This window comes from Pseudoalteromonas sp. CNAT2-18.1 (genome assembly GCF_022347865.1).
In the GTDB taxonomy this organism is placed as follows: domain Bacteria; phylum Pseudomonadota; class Gammaproteobacteria; order Enterobacterales; family Alteromonadaceae; genus Pseudoalteromonas; species Pseudoalteromonas ruthenica.
The window spans coordinates 429,894-446,519 of the sequence record NZ_JAKRFR010000004.1 but is presented as its reverse complement, the minus strand read 5'-3'; the positions used below and the strand labels follow the sequence as shown (position 1 = coordinate 446,519).

General features: G+C 49.0%; 14 protein-coding genes. 6 read left to right on the top strand and 8 right to left on the bottom strand.

Annotation, left to right across the window (positions count from 1 at the left end):
* Positions 1-41 precede the first annotated feature (41 nt).
* Together MHM94_RS11435 and yeiP are read left to right on the top strand one after the other, a co-directional pair.
* A complete protein-coding gene (locus MHM94_RS11435; RefSeq protein ID WP_045980322.1) occupies positions 42-836 on the top strand; it encodes a nucleoside-binding outer membrane protein in 795 nt (264 codons plus the stop codon).
* Positions 837-878: 42 nt separating this feature from the next.
* Positions 879-1,445, top strand: coding sequence for an elongation factor P-like protein YeiP (yeiP, locus tag MHM94_RS11430; protein WP_045980321.1), 567 nt, complete (start codon positions 879-881; stop codon positions 1,443-1,445).
* A gap of 83 nt (positions 1,446-1,528) precedes the next feature.
* On the opposite strand, the gene MHM94_RS11425 is transcribed toward yeiP, so the two are convergent.
* Genes MHM94_RS11425 through MHM94_RS11415 form a run of 3 tightly spaced genes read right to left on the bottom strand, consistent with a single transcriptional unit; the run spans position 1,529 to position 3,312 of the window.
* On the bottom strand, positions 1,529-1,945 hold the full coding sequence (locus tag MHM94_RS11425; protein ID WP_235420104.1) for a hypothetical protein: 417 nt from the start codon (positions 1,943-1,945) through the stop codon (positions 1,529-1,531).
* Complete coding sequence (locus MHM94_RS11420) at positions 1,935-2,498, bottom strand: hypothetical protein (protein ID WP_235420103.1); 564 nt, start codon at positions 2,496-2,498, stop codon at positions 1,935-1,937. The genes MHM94_RS11425 and MHM94_RS11420 overlap by 11 nt, the downstream gene beginning before the upstream one ends.
* A gap of 19 nt (positions 2,499-2,517) precedes the next feature.
* Positions 2,518-3,312, bottom strand: coding sequence for a M48 family metallopeptidase (locus tag MHM94_RS11415; protein WP_045980319.1), 795 nt, complete (start codon positions 3,310-3,312; stop codon positions 2,518-2,520).
* Between the two features lie 246 nt (positions 3,313-3,558).
* Between MHM94_RS11415 and MHM94_RS11410 the strand changes: the two genes are divergently transcribed.
* On the top strand, positions 3,559-4,752 hold the full coding sequence (locus tag MHM94_RS11410) for a multidrug effflux MFS transporter (protein ID WP_022946175.1): 1,194 nt from the start codon (positions 3,559-3,561) through the stop codon (positions 4,750-4,752).
* Positions 4,753-4,783: 31 nt separating this feature from the next.
* Here the strand turns inward: MHM94_RS11410 and grpE are convergent, their stop codons facing one another.
* Entirely contained in the window at positions 4,784-5,371 is a 588-nt protein-coding gene (gene grpE / locus MHM94_RS11405; protein ID WP_235420102.1) for a nucleotide exchange factor GrpE, read from the bottom strand.
* A gap of 49 nt (positions 5,372-5,420) precedes the next feature.
* Positions 5,421-6,374: an HrcA family transcriptional regulator gene (locus MHM94_RS11400; protein WP_053911515.1), complete on the bottom strand. Its 954-nt coding sequence runs from the start codon at positions 6,372-6,374 to the stop codon at positions 5,421-5,423.
* A gap of 88 nt (positions 6,375-6,462) precedes the next feature.
* Here MHM94_RS11400 and nadK point away from each other — a divergent pair, with 88 nt between their 5' ends.
* The 3 genes from nadK (at position 6,463) to recN (ending at position 9,748) form a co-directional block, all read left to right on the top strand.
* Positions 6,463-7,347 carry an NAD(+) kinase gene (gene nadK / locus MHM94_RS11395; protein WP_022946172.1) on the top strand — a complete coding sequence of 295 codons (885 nt, stop codon included), beginning with the start codon at positions 6,463-6,465 and terminating at the stop codon, positions 7,345-7,347.
* Positions 7,348-7,459: 112 nt separating this feature from the next.
* Positions 7,460-8,005: a hypothetical protein gene (locus MHM94_RS11390; protein WP_235420101.1), complete on the top strand. Its 546-nt coding sequence runs from the start codon at positions 7,460-7,462 to the stop codon at positions 8,003-8,005.
* A gap of 69 nt (positions 8,006-8,074) precedes the next feature.
* On the top strand, positions 8,075-9,748 hold the full coding sequence (recN, locus tag MHM94_RS11385) for a DNA repair protein RecN (protein WP_235420100.1): 1,674 nt from the start codon (positions 8,075-8,077) through the stop codon (positions 9,746-9,748).
* 92 nt (positions 9,749-9,840) lie between these two features.
* Here recN and MHM94_RS11380 read toward each other — a convergent pair whose 3' ends face one another.
* The 3 genes from MHM94_RS11380 to gltB all read right to left on the bottom strand — a co-directional run bounded on the left by MHM94_RS11380 (position 9,841) and on the right by gltB (position 16,472).
* On the bottom strand, positions 9,841-10,449 hold the full coding sequence (locus tag MHM94_RS11380) for a LysE family translocator (RefSeq protein ID WP_045980315.1): 609 nt from the start codon (positions 10,447-10,449) through the stop codon (positions 9,841-9,843).
* A 141-nt stretch (positions 10,450-10,590) separates the two neighbouring features.
* Positions 10,591-12,006 (bottom strand): FAD-dependent oxidoreductase, encoded by a 1,416-nt coding sequence (locus MHM94_RS11375; protein WP_235420099.1) that lies wholly within the window; start codon positions 12,004-12,006, stop codon positions 10,591-10,593.
* An 8-nt stretch (positions 12,007-12,014) separates the two neighbouring features.
* Positions 12,015-16,472 (bottom strand): glutamate synthase large subunit, encoded by a 4,458-nt coding sequence (gltB, locus tag MHM94_RS11370; protein WP_235420098.1) that lies wholly within the window; start codon positions 16,470-16,472, stop codon positions 12,015-12,017.
* Between the last annotated feature and the right edge of the window lie 154 nt (positions 16,473-16,626).

Below are 16,626 nucleotides of genomic sequence, written 5' to 3'. Positions count from 1 at the left end.
TGCTATAATTGCGTTGACTTTCCTTTTAGAAACATCTTGTTATGAAAATCAATACACGTAACCTTGTCGCCTGTGCATTGACAGGCTGTAGCTTGCTGAGCATGCCAGCGTTCGCGGCCAATTGGAGTCAGACTCAACTGCACGTGAATTATGGCGACTTTAAAAATCCTTTCTCGGGCCAAAAAGCAGATACCAGCGTCGTGTCTTTGCAACACGCGTCGGCTTACGATTACGGCGATAACTTCTTTTTTATCGATGTTATTCATGATGACCTTGATGATGGCTACCAAGACAGTGATTTCTACGGTGAGTGGTACTCCAATTTCAGCCTATCAAAAATCTCTGGCGAAAATATCAGTGCCGGCCCTCTCAAGGATGTCGGTTTTGTGATGGGCTTTAATGCCGCAGGCGATGCCAAGGTACTGAAATACCTACCCGGGGTGAAACTCGACTGGCAGGTAGATGGCTTTGACTTTTTCTCTACCTTAGTCACGGCTTATATTGATGATAGCGATGGCGTTAGTGCCGGCGGCGCGCCAACCGAAAGCGACAGTTGGATGCTGGATATTGCCTGGGGCGCACCTTTTAGCCTCGGCGAGCAAAAGTTCTACTTTACCGGCCACGTTGAGTACATTGATGGCCGCACTAACGAGTTTGGCGAAAAAGTACAAAACTGGGTACTAGCACAACCGATCCTGCAGTGGGATTTGGGCCACGCGCTTAACGCCAAAGAACGCACCTTGATGCTAGGTATCGAATGGCAATATTGGCACAATAAACTGGGCACCAATACCTCTGAGTCGGTTCCGCAAATTCACTTGGCTTGGACCTTTTGATCAGGTAACTTACAGCTCTTAGATAATCGAGGAATAATAATAATGCCCAAGGCAAGTGAGATAAAAAAACATGCGGCTATTGAGTATCAAGGTCGGGTGATGATTGTACGCGACATTGAGCGCTCTGTGCCCCAAGGTCGCGCCGGTGGAAGCCTGTACCGCATGCGCATGTATGACGTGGTTGATGGCACCAAGGTGGATGAAACGTTCAAAGCCGAAGACATGCTTAATTTTGCCGATTTACAGCGTCGTGCTGCGATGTTTTCGTATGTTGACGGTGATGAGCATGTGTTTATGGATGAAGAGGACTACACCCCCTATCATCTCAACAAAGACAGCATTGCTGAACAGCTACTGTTTATTGACGAGTCGACCAAAGGTTTACAGGTGGTGTTAGTTGAAGGACGCCCAGTGTCCATCGACCTACCAACTAGCGTTGAATTAGTGATTGAAGACACCTCACCATCCATTAAAGGGGCGTCGGCCAGTGCACGCACCAAACCGGCAACCTTGAGTACAGGGCTGGTAGTACAAGTGCCCGAACACATTTCCAGTGGCGATAAGATTAAAATTAACACCGCTGAGAGCAAATTTATCAGCCGCGCTTAGCGCTGATTTATTGTAGAGGTAAGCGCTCGCTTACCTCTTCCTTACCAAGCGTGCTGTAAGCATCATACTGCGTTTCACACTGGCTATTCGTTACGTGTATACACCTGAAGCAGCGGGTGGTCATACTGCGCAAAATCAACGGTAATAGACAAACGTTGTCGCCCCGTAAATAATTGCTTAAAAGCCTCTGGTGAGCGCCGCATACCATCTGCAAAAAGCCCCATGACCTGCTGATGATTCAAACTGCGTTGGCCGCTTTCGGTGTTTTCAATGGTCAGCATCGCCACCCGACGCCCAGAGCGACTGCTCATAGGCACCACATTTAATACTTTGAAAGCACTGATATCCGGCTCAATATTGTTATCGTTGGCAAAAGCCAGCGCTAAGCTTGTTGGCAAACTAGGGTCTAGATGCAAAGTGCTATCACTGCCCTTGGCATCGCTAAAGCCGCTATAACTCGCCACGGCTATCAATAGTGTCACTAAGTAATTATTGGCCACAGATTTCTCCAGGTGGTGGCAGTGCATGGTCAGTGCCTTGCACAAACCATTGTTTATCTCGCTTGACTAACAACATCGCAGGAGGCCCGGGCTGGCGCTGAACCTCTGTTAAGCGGTAAAAACCCAGTGCTTTAGGGCAATATACATAGAGCACCTGCATGTAGCCAGGCTCGTTATCATTGTGCTGTTGCGCCAACACATAAGGGCCAATCTGCTCATAGTGCTTTGATTTATCGATCACACTCTGCATACCCACAAGCAGTAAAATGCCATGTAAGGCACTCATTAGCATGACCGCTTGCGCGGCGATAGTAGCCAAAGGCCTGTAGCTGCGCTTTTCTATCGCCCACCACAAATATGCGCTCAAACCACCAGCCAGTACTAACTTAACCGAGCTAAACACCACACCGATACGATACATCAGCATGGGACTGTGCCACTGTATGGCAAATACCGGCGCGCTAATCAAACTATCAATGATAAGCACAAGCGCCAGTAACAGTGGGATAAATACTGGCGGCCTTTGCTTAAGTTTTTTATAGGCGCTGAGCATTTAAGTGCTTACCGAGCGACTAACGGCATTGCGGGCGCTTGCCTTGTTTCTGAGCACTGCTATACAAGCTTTGTGCATTGGTCATTTGCTTTTGCAACTGCGTAATGCGACTTGATGGCGCCGGGTGGGTTGATAAAAACTCTGGCTGACGAGCGCCACCTTGCTTGGCCATATTCTGCCACAATGCCACTGACTGTTGGGGCTCAAAGCCTGCTTTGGCCATCAACTCAAGACCAATTTCATCGGCTTCGCTTTCATGAGTACGACTAAAGGGCAACACCACCCCAAATTGGGCTCCTAGACCCAAGGCCTGCATAATCTCATTGCGATAGCTCACCTCGCTCATATCCAGTGCCACGGCACCTAACTGCATACCCGTTTGCAGTAGTTGGCTTTGCGAAACGCGTTCATTTGAATGCTCAGCAATCACGTGCCCCACCTCATGACCCAACACCGTCGCGAGTTGATCTTGATTCTGCGCCACATCTAATAGCCCGGTGTGTACACCAATGTAGCCACCTGGTAATGCGAAGGCATTCGCCGAGGGTTCATCAAACACCACCACTTCCCACTCTTGTTGCGCGTATTGCTGCGGTAGAACGGTGATCACCGCATCAGCCACACACTGCACATAGGCATTGGTAGCCGGATCTTTGTTGATCTTCTGTTCTTTTTTCATTTGTTCAAAGCTAGCACCGCCGAGTTGGCTCATTTCACTGTCTGAATATAAAGCCACTTGGGTGCGCCCTGTGGGCGATGTTTTGCATCCACCAAGCGCGGCGACAAGCGCCAGCGCGATTAAAGCATGTTTCATGATTTGTTCCCTATTTACCGAATGAGGTTAGCATAGCAAAGTGTGATGGGGCTCGCCTAGCTCTACGCAAAAGTATAAAACTGTATAATTAACATTATCTTAATAACATTTGGCTGTTACCTACTGGCAGCGGGTGATATAGTGAACAAACCAAGGTGTCTTATCCGTCTGCGCTGAACCCCAATACGTTAAAAGTATCAAGCCAGCCTTGGTTTCTCCACACTATCAAATTGAAGACTGAATTCTATGTCCACAGACGATATAAGAACGCCTAGTCGGCGTTTATTACTGCCGCTGTTAGCCAGTATTGTTGCTATTACCCCGCTTGCGGTGGATATGTATCTGCCGGCGATGGTGCAAATTGCCGCTGATTTAGGCGCGACCATGCCACAAGTACAAATTTCACTGAGTGTGTACTTAGGTGGTTATGCGTTAGGTATGCTGTTTTTTGGCCCCATAGCCGATCAAATGGGCCGTCGTCGCCTTGCCCGCATTGGCCTTGGGCTATTCGCGCTGTGCTCATTGGCATTGGCATTTTGCCAAGACATCCATCTTTTTTGGGCATTACGTGCTGCGCAAGCCTTTACCGGCGCCGCTGCTACCGTTGTGGTGCCTGGCATTATTCGTCATATATATCAGCAAAATACCGCTAAAGGCATGAGCTATGTGTCGATGATTATGATGATTGCGCCGCTCATTGCCCCGAGTATTGGCTCGCTGATCCTCGGCCTTGCGCAGTGGCAAGTGATTTTCTTAACGTTAGCGGGCTATGCCGTATTTATTCTTGTGTGGGTGCAAATGCACCTGATCGACATTCCCATTTATCGCAGCGAAAAGCGTGGCTTGAGGCTGTTTTTTGAAAGCTACTCGGTAGTACTGAGCGAACCTAAAGCCCGGGCAGATATACTTTCCTCAATGTTGGCGTCATTCGCTTTCTTTTGCTTTTTGACCTCGGTGCCGTTTATCTATTTAGATTACTTTGAAGTGTCAGAGCAATTATTTGGGGTGTTATTTGCCTTTAACGTAATAGCGCTGATGATAGGCAACTTCGTCAATACCCGTGTGGTGCCAAAAGTGGGTTCTCGGCGCATGTTGTTTATCGGCTTAGCTCTGGCTTTTATTGCCGGCGGCACCTTACTCACAGTGAGCCTAATGCAGCAGTCACTGTACTTTATCGTCTTTAGTATTGCGCCATTAATGATGAGCTTGGGTATCATTGCCAGCAATGCTGATGCTCTTATTTTAATGGAATTTGAACGCAACTCCGGCACGGCAACCGCCGTGATTGGTACCTTGCGTTTTGGTAGCGGCGCGCTGGTAGGGCCTATTCTCGCCCTGATCCATCCCGAAAATGCGGTGCCATTTTCAAGTATGATGTTCAGTGCCTTAGTACTTATTCTGCTTACCCAGTTTTGGCATCACAAAAAAAATGCCCGCTAAGCGGGCATTTAAAGTATTATCTGGTCGGCCCTTATGGCGCTTTTGACACCATCACCATAGCCGGGCGCAATAGGCGACCGTTGAGTGTGTAGCCTTTTTGCATCACTGCAAGCACAGTATTAGGTGCTACGTCTTCACTGGGTTGCATACTCATTGCCTGATGTAAATCAGGGTTGAATGTTTCGCCTTGTGGCTCAACCACTTCAACGTTAAATTTGCCAAGCGCTTCGACAAAGCTTTTCGCTGTCATTTCAACGCCTTCGAGCATAGGCTTAATAGCCTCGTTGTCTTTATCAGCGAACTCAATGGCACGTTCAAGGTTATCGAGCACAGGAAGCAGATCACCGGCAAACTTTTCCAGTGCAAACTTGTGCGCCTTGTCGACATCTTGAGCTGCACGACGGCGAATGTTTTCCACTTCGGCAGCAGCGCGAACAACGCTATCTTTTTGATCTTCTATCGTTTGCTTCGCCGCTTCTAATTCTGCGTGAAGCGCAGCGATTTCAGCTTCTGCGCTGTTCTCATCGCCTTGAGCTTGTTGCTCACTCGCCTGCTCTTGTTCCACCGCTTCTTGCGGGTTGTCCTGTTCGTTTTCTTTCGCCTGTGTTTGCTCGGACATTTATCTGTTCTCCAAAAACTGCTTAACTGCGTTTCATTATGGGGATGGTTTAAGTGGTTTCAAGGTCCACTTCTTCGATTTGCGCAAATTCTTGAATAATTGCTTCGATCTCTGCTGATTTCGGGGCAATCACACAAAACCGGCTTTGGTATTCGTGATTCGCAAAGTAAGCCAAACTCAATATTAAGAAGTCATCGAATCCCGGCATCGGTACACTGTTACCTAGTAGCACCGACACGCCATTGCGAAAGGCCAGCTTATCTTCAACCGCATGTAAAAAGCGCACTCCAATAGCATACTCTTGGTCGTGCTGGCTGTGAGCGTAGAGGTTATTCTCGCCCACCACGATGCTGTTATCAGTGCCCAACTTATTACCCAGCTCTCGCGTCCACTGAGCCAGCGAACCATGACAATAATGCGGTGCAGTGCGACTCATTGCTTTCATGCGGTGGATCCCCTCGAGCAGGTTTTGCTGGGCAAACACCGAATTCAGCCAAGTTGCAAACTGATAGCGAATGTCGTCATTGGCTTCGACGGGCTTAGTAATAAGAATGTTATGGCTTTGCCCGTGCCGGTCAAGCAGCAGCACCAGCCAATGTTTGCGGTCAAAATCAAGTACTTCAACTCGAAATACAACTTGCGTCGTTACCTGTGGTAGGCCGACACAGACGCACACTTTAAAGCGTCGCGCGAGGTGATGCGCAAACTCAATCAGTTTGTCCTGCGGGGGCTGCCAATACAAGCCGAGTTGGTCGAGGTCGAAATAGCTGTCAAACCAAAACGCAAACCCCTGCTCAGTAGGAATACGCCCCGCAGAGGTATGAGGTGAGTACAGTAAACCGAGCTTTTCAAGTCGAGACATGGCATTGCGCACGGTGGCACTGCACACCGCCATGCCTTTTTGCTTAGCAATGCGGGTCGAGGCGACAGGATTACCTTCGCCGTCGCAATACAAGCTCATTACAGCAGAGAAAATCTGCTCGTCACGTGGTGATAATTTCATATAGTTATAATTTAGGCTCTTTGCCTCAGTTTCAACACCCTGACTTTTGCGTTACTCTATAAGGAGTTAGTTCGGTCTTGGCACATTTATGAGCGCATCTTTTAAAACCATAGGCTTAATTGGTAAAGCCAATCATGAAGGCGCGGCGCTGACATTACAACGCCTCTATACCTTTTTGCAAGCACTAGGCTACAAGGTTTTGGTCGAGCGCCACTATGGCGGCCAACTTGAAGACGCGAAAGAAGCCACTTTGGTGGACTTAGTGGAGTTGGGTGAACGGGCCGATTTGGCGATTGTTGTCGGCGGTGATGGTAACATGCTCGGTGCCGCTCGGGTGCTTGCCCGCTTTGATGTTGGGGTGATCGGCGTCAACCGAGGTAACTTAGGCTTTCTAACCGATTTAAACCCCGATAGCTTTGAAGCCTCTTTAGAGCAGGTTCTCAGCGGTCAGTATATCGAAGAAAAGCGCTTTTTATTGGAAGTCGAAGTGTTTCGCCATGCTGAGCTAAAAAGTGCCAACTCAGCCATGAATGAGGCCGTACTGCACGCCGATAAAGTGGCTCATATGATTGAATTTGAGTGTTTTATCAACGATGATTTTGTCTTTTCGCAAAAATCAGATGGCCTGATAGTGTCCACGCCCACGGGTTCTACCGCCTATTCACTTTCTGGTGGCGGGCCCATACTCACGCCAGGTCTAAATGCCATGTCGCTAGTACCTATGTTCCCACACACCCTCTCCAGCCGCCCGCTCGTCGTTGATGGCGACAGTGTGGTGCGTTTGCAACTCAGTCCTAGTAATACCGATAGCCTGCAGGTGAGTTGTGATAGTCACGTGGTACTGGCCCTGCTCCCTGGTGATGAGGTTGTTATTAAAAAGGCTGAAAAGCCTTTGCGGCTAGTCCATCCAACTGACTATTCGTACTATAACGTGTTGAGGCAAAAGCTAAACTGGGGTTCTCGCTTGTATTAGCCAGCGTTAACTTAGCGTTCAGTTTTTATTGCAATTAGGCCCTATTTACATAAGAATAGGGCATTCGTTGTTTTCGGTTCCCACTCGTATCCTCATGGTTTTCGTCGTCATCTTGACACTTATTTTACTTATTACCTTGCTTGGTGTGTACATGGTCATTGAGCGCAACCGTGAGAAAGCGCGAGAGGCTCAACGACGTATGTTTAACGCTCGGGTCAAGCAAGTCCAACAACGCTTTCAAAGCCATCTGCATGAGTATGAAGAAGCTCGTATTCTACGTCCCAAACATGTGCCGCAACTCAATGCTATCTGCAGCAACTTCTTCGTTGTTCAAGGGCACAATGAGGATAACCTCACGTATTTAGAATACATCAGTGAACGCGTGCTGCAGACGTTGGACAGCGAGTTAGCTAAGTCTTATGTGCGTAACGACATAGATACTCTAGCAGAGCGGATTCAATACTTTATTAGTGAATTACCCACACGCGGTATCGAGTTTAATGCTGCGTTTTACCATGACATCCTCCCTACCCTGCTGACGCAGCTTACCTCCAGCGATCTCAGTGACCACGAGCAGCTTAAAGACGAGCATGATGAGACTGAGGACGACGTCGATGAGCAGCAAGAGCACTCATCAGCTCAGCACGAAACTGTTTAAAATTTAATTTGCAAAAACCACAAACACTGTATAGATTAACAGTTATACGTAACTGGATGGATGAACAGTATGCTGTGTGGATTAAAAATTACTAATTTTGCCATTGTAAGCGAATTGGAAACCCAATGGCGCAGTGGCATGACCGCCATAACCGGTGAAACTGGGGCCGGTAAATCCATTGCTATTGATGCGCTGTCGCTGTGTTTAGGTGAACGTGCTGACGCTGGCGCAGTGCGCCCAGGGGCAAAGCAAGCCGATATTAGCGCGCGGTTTGATATTAGCCAGCTGCCTAAAGCACAACAGTATTTGCAAGAGCATATGTTAGAGGGCGATGATGACGAATGTTTGCTGCGTCGCGTGGTTGCTAAAAATGGCCGTAGTAAAAGTTACGTTAATGGCATTGCCGTCACCGCTGGACAGCTAAAGGAGTTGGGCCAATATTTACTTTCCATCCACGGCCAACATGCTCATCAACTGTTGTTAAAAAGCGACCAGCAGCTGCATTTGCTAGACGAATACGCAGGCCACGGTGCACTACTTGAACAAGTGGCCAGCGCACATCATACCTATACTAATCTCCATCGTGAACGCCAGCAACTAGAAGCTAAGCACGCCCAACAACAAGCACAGAAGCAACTGCTTGAATATCAAGTTGCTGAGCTTGATGAGTTCTCCCTCAATGAGGGTGAATACGCTGACATTGAAGCTGAGCATCACAAACTCAGTCATTCACAGCAGTTACTAGAAGGCTCACAACAACAGCTTTATGCCTTGTATGAGGGCGAAGAACAAACCATTAACGGTGCATTGCAACAAAGCGCCGCTGCTATTGCCGAACTGGCCAACATTGATAACGCTCTTGAGGGCGTAGCGACTATGCTCAACGATGCGTGTGTGCAAGTGGAAGAGGCTAGCCGCGAGTTACGCGCTTATTGCGATGGCGCCGAGCTGGATCCACAGCGCTTACAGTATCTAGATGAGCGTCTTGGCACCGCAGTAACTCTGGCAAGAAAGCACATGGTTGAACCCGACGCTTTAGTAGAGCACCATCAGCATATTAAGGCTGAGTTAGAAGCTATTTGCGTTGATGACCAACGTTTGGCCCAATTAGACGAAGAAATAGCCTCGGCACTGGCTGCTTATCAGCAGCACAGCTTAGCGCTTTCAGACAGCCGCAAACACGCGGCTGAGCAACTGGGCGAGTTAATTGGCGCCAGTATGCATGAATTATCGATGGAAAATGGCCGCTTTGCCATTGAGCTTGATTACGACAACGAACGAACCCCCAGTAAGCTAGGCCAAGACCGCATAGAGTTTATGGTCAGTACCAACCCAGGCCAGCCCTTACAGGCGCTTAGCAAAGTAGCATCCGGAGGCGAGTTATCGCGCATCAGTTTAGCGATTCAAGTAATTATCGCTCAACGGGTTACCACGCCTACTCTTATTTTTGATGAAGTGGATGTGGGTATTTCTGGCCCGACAGCCGCTGCGGTAGGTAAGTTATTACGTCGTTTGGGTGAATCAACACAAGTAATCTGTGTGACCCATTTACCGCAAGTGGCTTCCAGTGCTATGAACCAGTTTTTTGTCGCCAAAGAAGTGGCCAATGATGAGACCTACACGCAAATGCAGCCGTTGAATAAGCAAGGGCGAGTCGATGAAATTGCGCGGTTATTAGCAGGGGACAACATTAGTAAAGCAACTCTGGCTAACGCCAAAGAGTTGATTGCCGCACACGGGTGAGGGATTACACTCGATTAACTCTATATGAGAGCTCAGAGCGCTAACAACTCGACATTAGCAATGTGTACGGTCTTATGGATTGAGGCTGTGCACTAAAGTGCTGTTACTATTTCCTTGAGCACAGGTATCACCGATAACACCAGTAACAATGCCATCGTCAGGTTAAACCAGCGACGTCTGTTTGCGGTGTTGAGTAGATTTTTAAGCATTGAACCAAACATTAGCCACACGCCAACGCAGGGAAATGACACCAATAAGAAAGTCAGGACGATAACAATATTGTCGCCACTAAATTCCCCTCCAACACTCGTAAAAGCGGCAATAGCGCCGCTAGCAACAACCCAAGCTTTACCATTAACCCATTGAAATAACGCACCATTGATAAATGATAAAGGTCGATGCTGCTCCTTCCCCTCAATGGCAGCGGATGAAAAAGCAATAACGAACGCAAGGTAGAGTAAATAAAGAACACCTAAACACTTTATGACAAAGTGCAGGCTTGGGTATCTGCTAAATACATAAGAAAATCCTAGGCCGACAAGCAACAACATAACAGCAAAGCCCACGCAAATGCCTGTCAGTAACGGCAGACTGCGCTTAACGCCAAAGTTAACGCCAGAAGTCATCACTAAAATATTGTTGGGTCCTGGGGTGATGGAAGCAGAAATGGCAAACAGAGTCACCGCTAACACATATTCCATAGCTCATTACCTCCCTGTCATAATTTGCACTTACGGATGAAAAACCGGTTGAGCGGTTTTTAGCTTATCCTTTTTCAGTCACTGTTAGCTATAAAAAAACGGGCCAACAAGGGCCCGCTTTGATTTTCCCAGAAAAGAACTTTATACCTCGAGGTAGTCCATGATGCCCTCGGCGGCGTTTCGACCTTCAAAGATCGCGGTGACGACCAGATCGGATCCTCGTACCGCGTCACCGCCAGCGAAAATCTTTGGATTAGTCGTTTGGTGAGTATATTCGCCTTGCTCAGGCGCAGTGATCCCACCCCAACTATTGATTTCGACACCAAACGGCGATAACCACTCCATCTTGTGGGGCTTAAAGCCAAAAGCTATGAGCACGGCGTCAGCGGCCACGACATGTTCAGAGCCCGCGACTTCTTCGGCGCGGCGACGACCATTTTCATCCGCCTCTGCGAGTTGGGTTTTTATCATTTTCACACCGGTGACGATGCCTTGTTCATTCACCTTAATACCTTTGGGTTGCACGTTGAACATGAATTCCACGCCTTCTTCTTTGGCGTTTTTCACCTCGCGCTTTGAGCCTGGCATATTTTCTTCATCGCGACGATAGGCACAGATCACATGGCTTGCCTGTTGACGCACCGAAGTACGCACACAATCCATCGCGGTGTCTCCACCGCCGAGCACGACAACGCGCTTGCCTTGCATATCAACAAAAGGCGTTTGGCTTTCGTCATAGCCCATCACGCGATTAGTATTACCAATTAAAAATGGTAATGCGTCATAGACGCCTTCGGCATCCTCATTGGCTAAATTGCCGCGCATGCTTTGGTATGTGCCAACACCTAAAAAGACTGCATCGTATTGATCAATAATACTTTGCAATTCAATATCTTTGCCTATTTCGGTATTCAGTTGAAACTCCACTCCCATCTCGGTGAAGATTTCACGACGACGCTGCATTACTTCTTTTTCGAGCTTGAAAGAAGGAATACCAAAGGTTAGCAACCCCCCGATTTCCGGGTGACGGTCAAATACCACCGGCTTAACGCCATTGCGTACCAACACATCAGCACACCCCAAGCCAGCGGGGCCAGCACCAATAATGGCGACTTTTTTATCGGTCCACACTACGTGCTTCATATCAGGCTTCCAGCCCATGGCAAATGCGGTATCGGTGATGTATTTTTCTATATTCCCTATAGTCACCGCGCCGAAGTCTTCATTGAGCGTACAAGCGCCTTCACAAAGACGGTCTTGCGGGCATACCCGCCCACACACCTCTGGCAGGCTATTGGTGCGGTGAGACAGCTCTGCTGCCTCGAGTATACGCCCAGTGCGGATCAGCTTTAGCCACTGCGGGATGTAATTATGGACCGGGCACTGCCACTCGCAATAGGGGTTGCCGCAATCCAAGCAGCGATCGGCCTGAGAGTCGACTTGGTTTTGCGAAAATGGTTCGTAAATCTCGACAAACTGCTGCTTGCGTGTGGAGATAGGCTTTTTCCTTGGGTCCACGCGCTGCACGTCAATAAATTGATAAACATTCTGACTCATACTTCCTCCTATTGCGCCTGTACGCGCAACTCCGCGCTACTGCGGGCGCGGTGGCCCAATAAACTCTGCACATCACTGGATCTTGGTTTCACCAACTTAAACAGCGGTAGATACAGATCAAAGCTAGCAAGAATAGCCTCGGCTCGCTGCGAACCGGTGAGTTCTAAGTGTTCAGCTATCAATCCACGGAGGTGCTCATGATGTGTTACTAAGTTATCCAGTTCGACAATTTCCACCAGCTCTGGGTTGATGCGTTTATCAAAGTCTTGGGCTTCGTCGAGTACATAGGCAAAACCACCTGTCATCCCCGCACCAAAGTTGACCCCAACCTTACCAAGCACACATACGACGCCGCCGGTCATGTATTCGCAGCCATTATCTCCTAAGCCTTCAACCACAGCGGTGACGCCGGAGTTACGCACACCAAAGCGCTCGCCAGCACAACCAGCAGCATATAAATGACCCCCAGTTGCACCATATAGGCAGGTATTGCCAATAATTGCCGCTTGGTGTGATTGGAAACATGAGCCCATTGGTGGGCGAACGACTAAGCGCCCACCGGCCATGCCTTTACCGACATAATCATTGGCATCGCCAATAAGGGTCATCTCGAGACCACCGGCATTAAACACACCAAAGGATTGCCCGGCAGTGCCATGTAGCTCAAGACGAATTGGATCAGCGGCCATACCCTGGTTACCGTGCTTCGAGGCAATATAGCCGGAAAGCATGCCACCAATGGAGCGATCGGTGTTATTAATGCGGCTCACCAAATTTAAACCCGATAAGTTATCAATGGCCTCCTTGGCTTTATCGAGCAGCTCCTCATTCAAGCGTCCCGTATAATGCGAAGTATTGTGCACCGAGCAGTATAGGGTCTCACCGCTGATATTATTGGGCTTCTCCAATAAATGACTGAGGTCGACTTTTTGCTGTTTCGGCGTTTTGCCCTCAATGGCTTCGAGTAATTCGGTGCGACCAATTAAATCCACTAGTCGCGTGACGCCCAGAGATGCCATGATTTCTCGCGCTTCTTGGGCAATAAACTTAAAGTAGTTCATCGCCATCTCAGGCAAGCCATGATAATGCTTGGCCCGTAATGTCTCGTCTTGCGTCGCTACACCGGTTGCACAGTTATTGAGGTGACAAATACGCAGGTATTTACACCCCAGAGCTACCATAGGTCCGGTGCCAAAACCAAAGCTTTCAGCGCCGAGAATGGCCGCCTTGATGATGTCTAAGCCGGTTTTTAAACCGCCGTCTGTTTGCAAGCGAATACGGTGACGCAAGCCATTTTCAACTAGGGCTTGCTGCGTTTCCGCTAATCCCAACTCCCACGGGCTACCCGCATACTTCACTGATGTCAGTGGGCTGGCCCCGGTGCCACCGTCGTACCCGGCTATGGTGATAAGGTCGGCGTAAGCTTTGGCCACACCGGTAGCAATGGTGCCGACCCCTGGCTCTGACACTAACTTAACCGAGATCATTGCACTTGGATTCACCTGCTTGAGGTCGAATATCAGCTGCGCCAAATCCTCAATAGAGTAAATATCGTGGTGTGGTGGAGGTGAAATTAAGGTCACACCTGGTACCGAATACCGAAGTTTTGCGATATAAGGTGTGACCTTCTCACCGGGCAGCTGGCCTCCCTCGCCAGGCTTAGCGCCTTGGGCGACTTTGATTTGGATAACATCAGCACTGCGCAGATAGTGCGGAGTGACGCCAAAGCGTCCTGATGCCACTTGTTTAATACGTGAATTTTTCTCGGTACCAAAGCGCAGCTTGTCCTCGCCACCCTCGCCCGAGTTAGAACACCCGCCTAAGCGGTTCATCGCAATTGCCAGAGCTTCATGCGCTTCTGGCGATAACGCGCCGATACTCATGGCGGCGGAATCAAAACGCTGATAAAGCGCCTCTGCCGGCTCAACATCATCGACACTAATGGCCTTAGTATCGCTGCGCAGCGCGAGCATATCGCGCAAATTAGTGATGGGACGATTGTTTACCAGGGCCGCATAACGTTGATAGTCCGCATAGTCTCCTGAGCGCACTGCGGTTTGCAGTGTTTGGATCACATCGGGGTTATAAGCGTGATATTCGCCGCCATGAACGTATTTTAACAGCCCACCATGGGAGAGCAGTTTACGTGCACTAAATGCTAGTTTGCGCAACTTGCCTTGGTCGTGCTCAAAATCCGCAAAACAGGCACCAGCGATATGACTCGCCACGCCATTAAAGCATAGCTCGACCACTTTATCGGATAATCCCACCGCTTCGAACAACATAGAGCACCGGTATGACGAAATGGTACTGATCCCCATTTTCGACATAATCTTAAACAACCCTTTGTTGATAGCATTGCGATAAGACAGCGTCACTTCGCGGTAGCTCTTGTCGATCACCTTGTTATCGCTCATCGCCACCAGCGACTCATAGGCGAGGTAAGGGTAAATAGCGGTTGCACCAAAACCAAGTAACACCGCGAAATGATGAGGATCGCGTGCGCTTGCAGTTTCGATAATTATGTTAGTGTCACAACGCAAGTTGTTATTCACTAAACGTTGCTGAACCGCACCAACGGCCATTGCCGCCGGAATAGGCAGGCTGTCTTGGGTAATATGGCGGTCGGTTAAAATCACCATCACCGCGCCTTCTTCAGCCTTACGCTGCGCCTCATCACAAACGCGTTCCAACGCCTGCTCTAAGGTCTCATCACTGGTGTAGTTTAGGTCCACTTGGCTGTGGCTATAGTGCTCATCATTGGCACTGCGCAGCTGCACCATATCCGAGTACATCAGCACTGGCGAATCAAATTGCAAGCGCTTAGCGTGTCCTGTGGTCTCATTGAAAACATTTTGCTCACGGCCAATGCAGGTCGTTAGTGACATGACATGGTTTTCCCGCAGTGGATCGATAGGCGGATTCGTGACCTGAGCAAACTTTTGTCGAAAATAATCATACAAGGAGCGATGGCCTTCAGAAAGTACCGCAAATGGCGTGTCATCGCCCATTGAACCGGTGGCTTCTTGGCCATTTTCACCCATCACCCGAATGACCTGGTCCAACTCCTCATTGGTGTACGCAAACATTTTCTGGTAAATCAGTAGCGTATCAGCGTCAAACGAACGGTTACCGGCTTCTTTGTCGGTCAGCTTCTCAAAAGGCGTGAGGCGCTTAACGTTTTGCTCCAGCCATTGTTTGTAAGGATGCCTTGCTTTGAGGTCTTGATCGATTTCTCCTGAGTGCCATACCTTGCCATGCAAGGTATCAACCACCATCAGTTCACCAGGACCAACACGACCCTTCTCCACCACTTCATCGGCGGCATAATCCCAAATCCCGACCTCTGAAGCCAAGGTGATAAACCCGTCTTGGGTCACCACATAGCGAGCAGGTCGCAAGCCGTTACGATCGAGGTTGCATGCAGCAAAGCGACCATCGGACATCACAATGCCCGCAGGTCCATCCCAAGGCTCCATATGCATAGAGTTGAAATCATAAAATGCGCGCAGATCATCATCCATCGCTCGGTTCTTTTGCCATGCCGGTGGCACTAACATGCGCATCGCGCGGAACAGGTCCATCCCCCCGGCTAAAAACAACTCCAGCATGTTGTCCAAGCTTGAGGAGTCTGAGCCACTCTCGTTGACAAAAGGGGCGGCACTTTGCAAATCAGGCAACAGTGGCGAGGAAAACTTATAAGCACGAGCCCGAGCCCATTGTCGGTTGCCCGTTATGGTGTTGATTTCACCGTTATGAGCCAAATAGCGAAACGGCTGTGCTAGGGGCCATCGCGGCTGGGTATTGGTGGAAAAACGTTGGTGAAAAACACAAATTGCCGAAGTCATGCGGATATCTGCCAAATCGAGGTAAAAATTTGGCAAGTCCTCTGGCATCATCAGGCCTTTATATACGGTGACTAACCCAGACAGGCTAGCAATGTAAAAATCCTTATCCTGTTCTAACTGTTTTTCGATACGTCGGCGGGCAATGTACAGCCGACGTTCCAAATCTTTTGGTCGCCATCCTTCCGGGGCGCTGACAAAAACCTGCATAAACTGTGGCAATTGCTTTAAGGCAATATCGCCTAAGTAACTGGTATCGGTCGGCACTTCACGCCACCCTTGTAGGGTCAGTGTTTCTTGTTCTAGTTCTTTGGTGATAACGCGTTTTGCCGCTTCGGCTTGAACCGGATCTTGGCTTAGAAAAACCATTCCCACAGCATAGTTCTTGCCCAGTAACCAGTTGTTTTCTTTGGCTACAGCTCGAAAAAAGCTGTCTGGCTTTTGCATCAGCAAGCCACAACCATCACCGGTTTTACCGTCTGCAGAAATACCACCCCGGTGTTCCATACGGGCAAGACCCGTGATCGCGGTGCGAATCAACTTATGGCTGGCTTGCCCATTGACTTGGGCTATCAAGCCAAAGCCACAATTATCTTTTTCTAATGCTGAGTCATATAACATTTGCGGACTCCTCTCCCCCTTGCTACTGCGTGCTAACCGCGTTGCAAGCAACCCTCACAGGCGGCCTAGCAGACCGTCAACGCTAACGCTTTGCAAACAGAGTGTCAATGAAATTATGAATACATATTCACATTCTTGAATATTTTTCACGCTT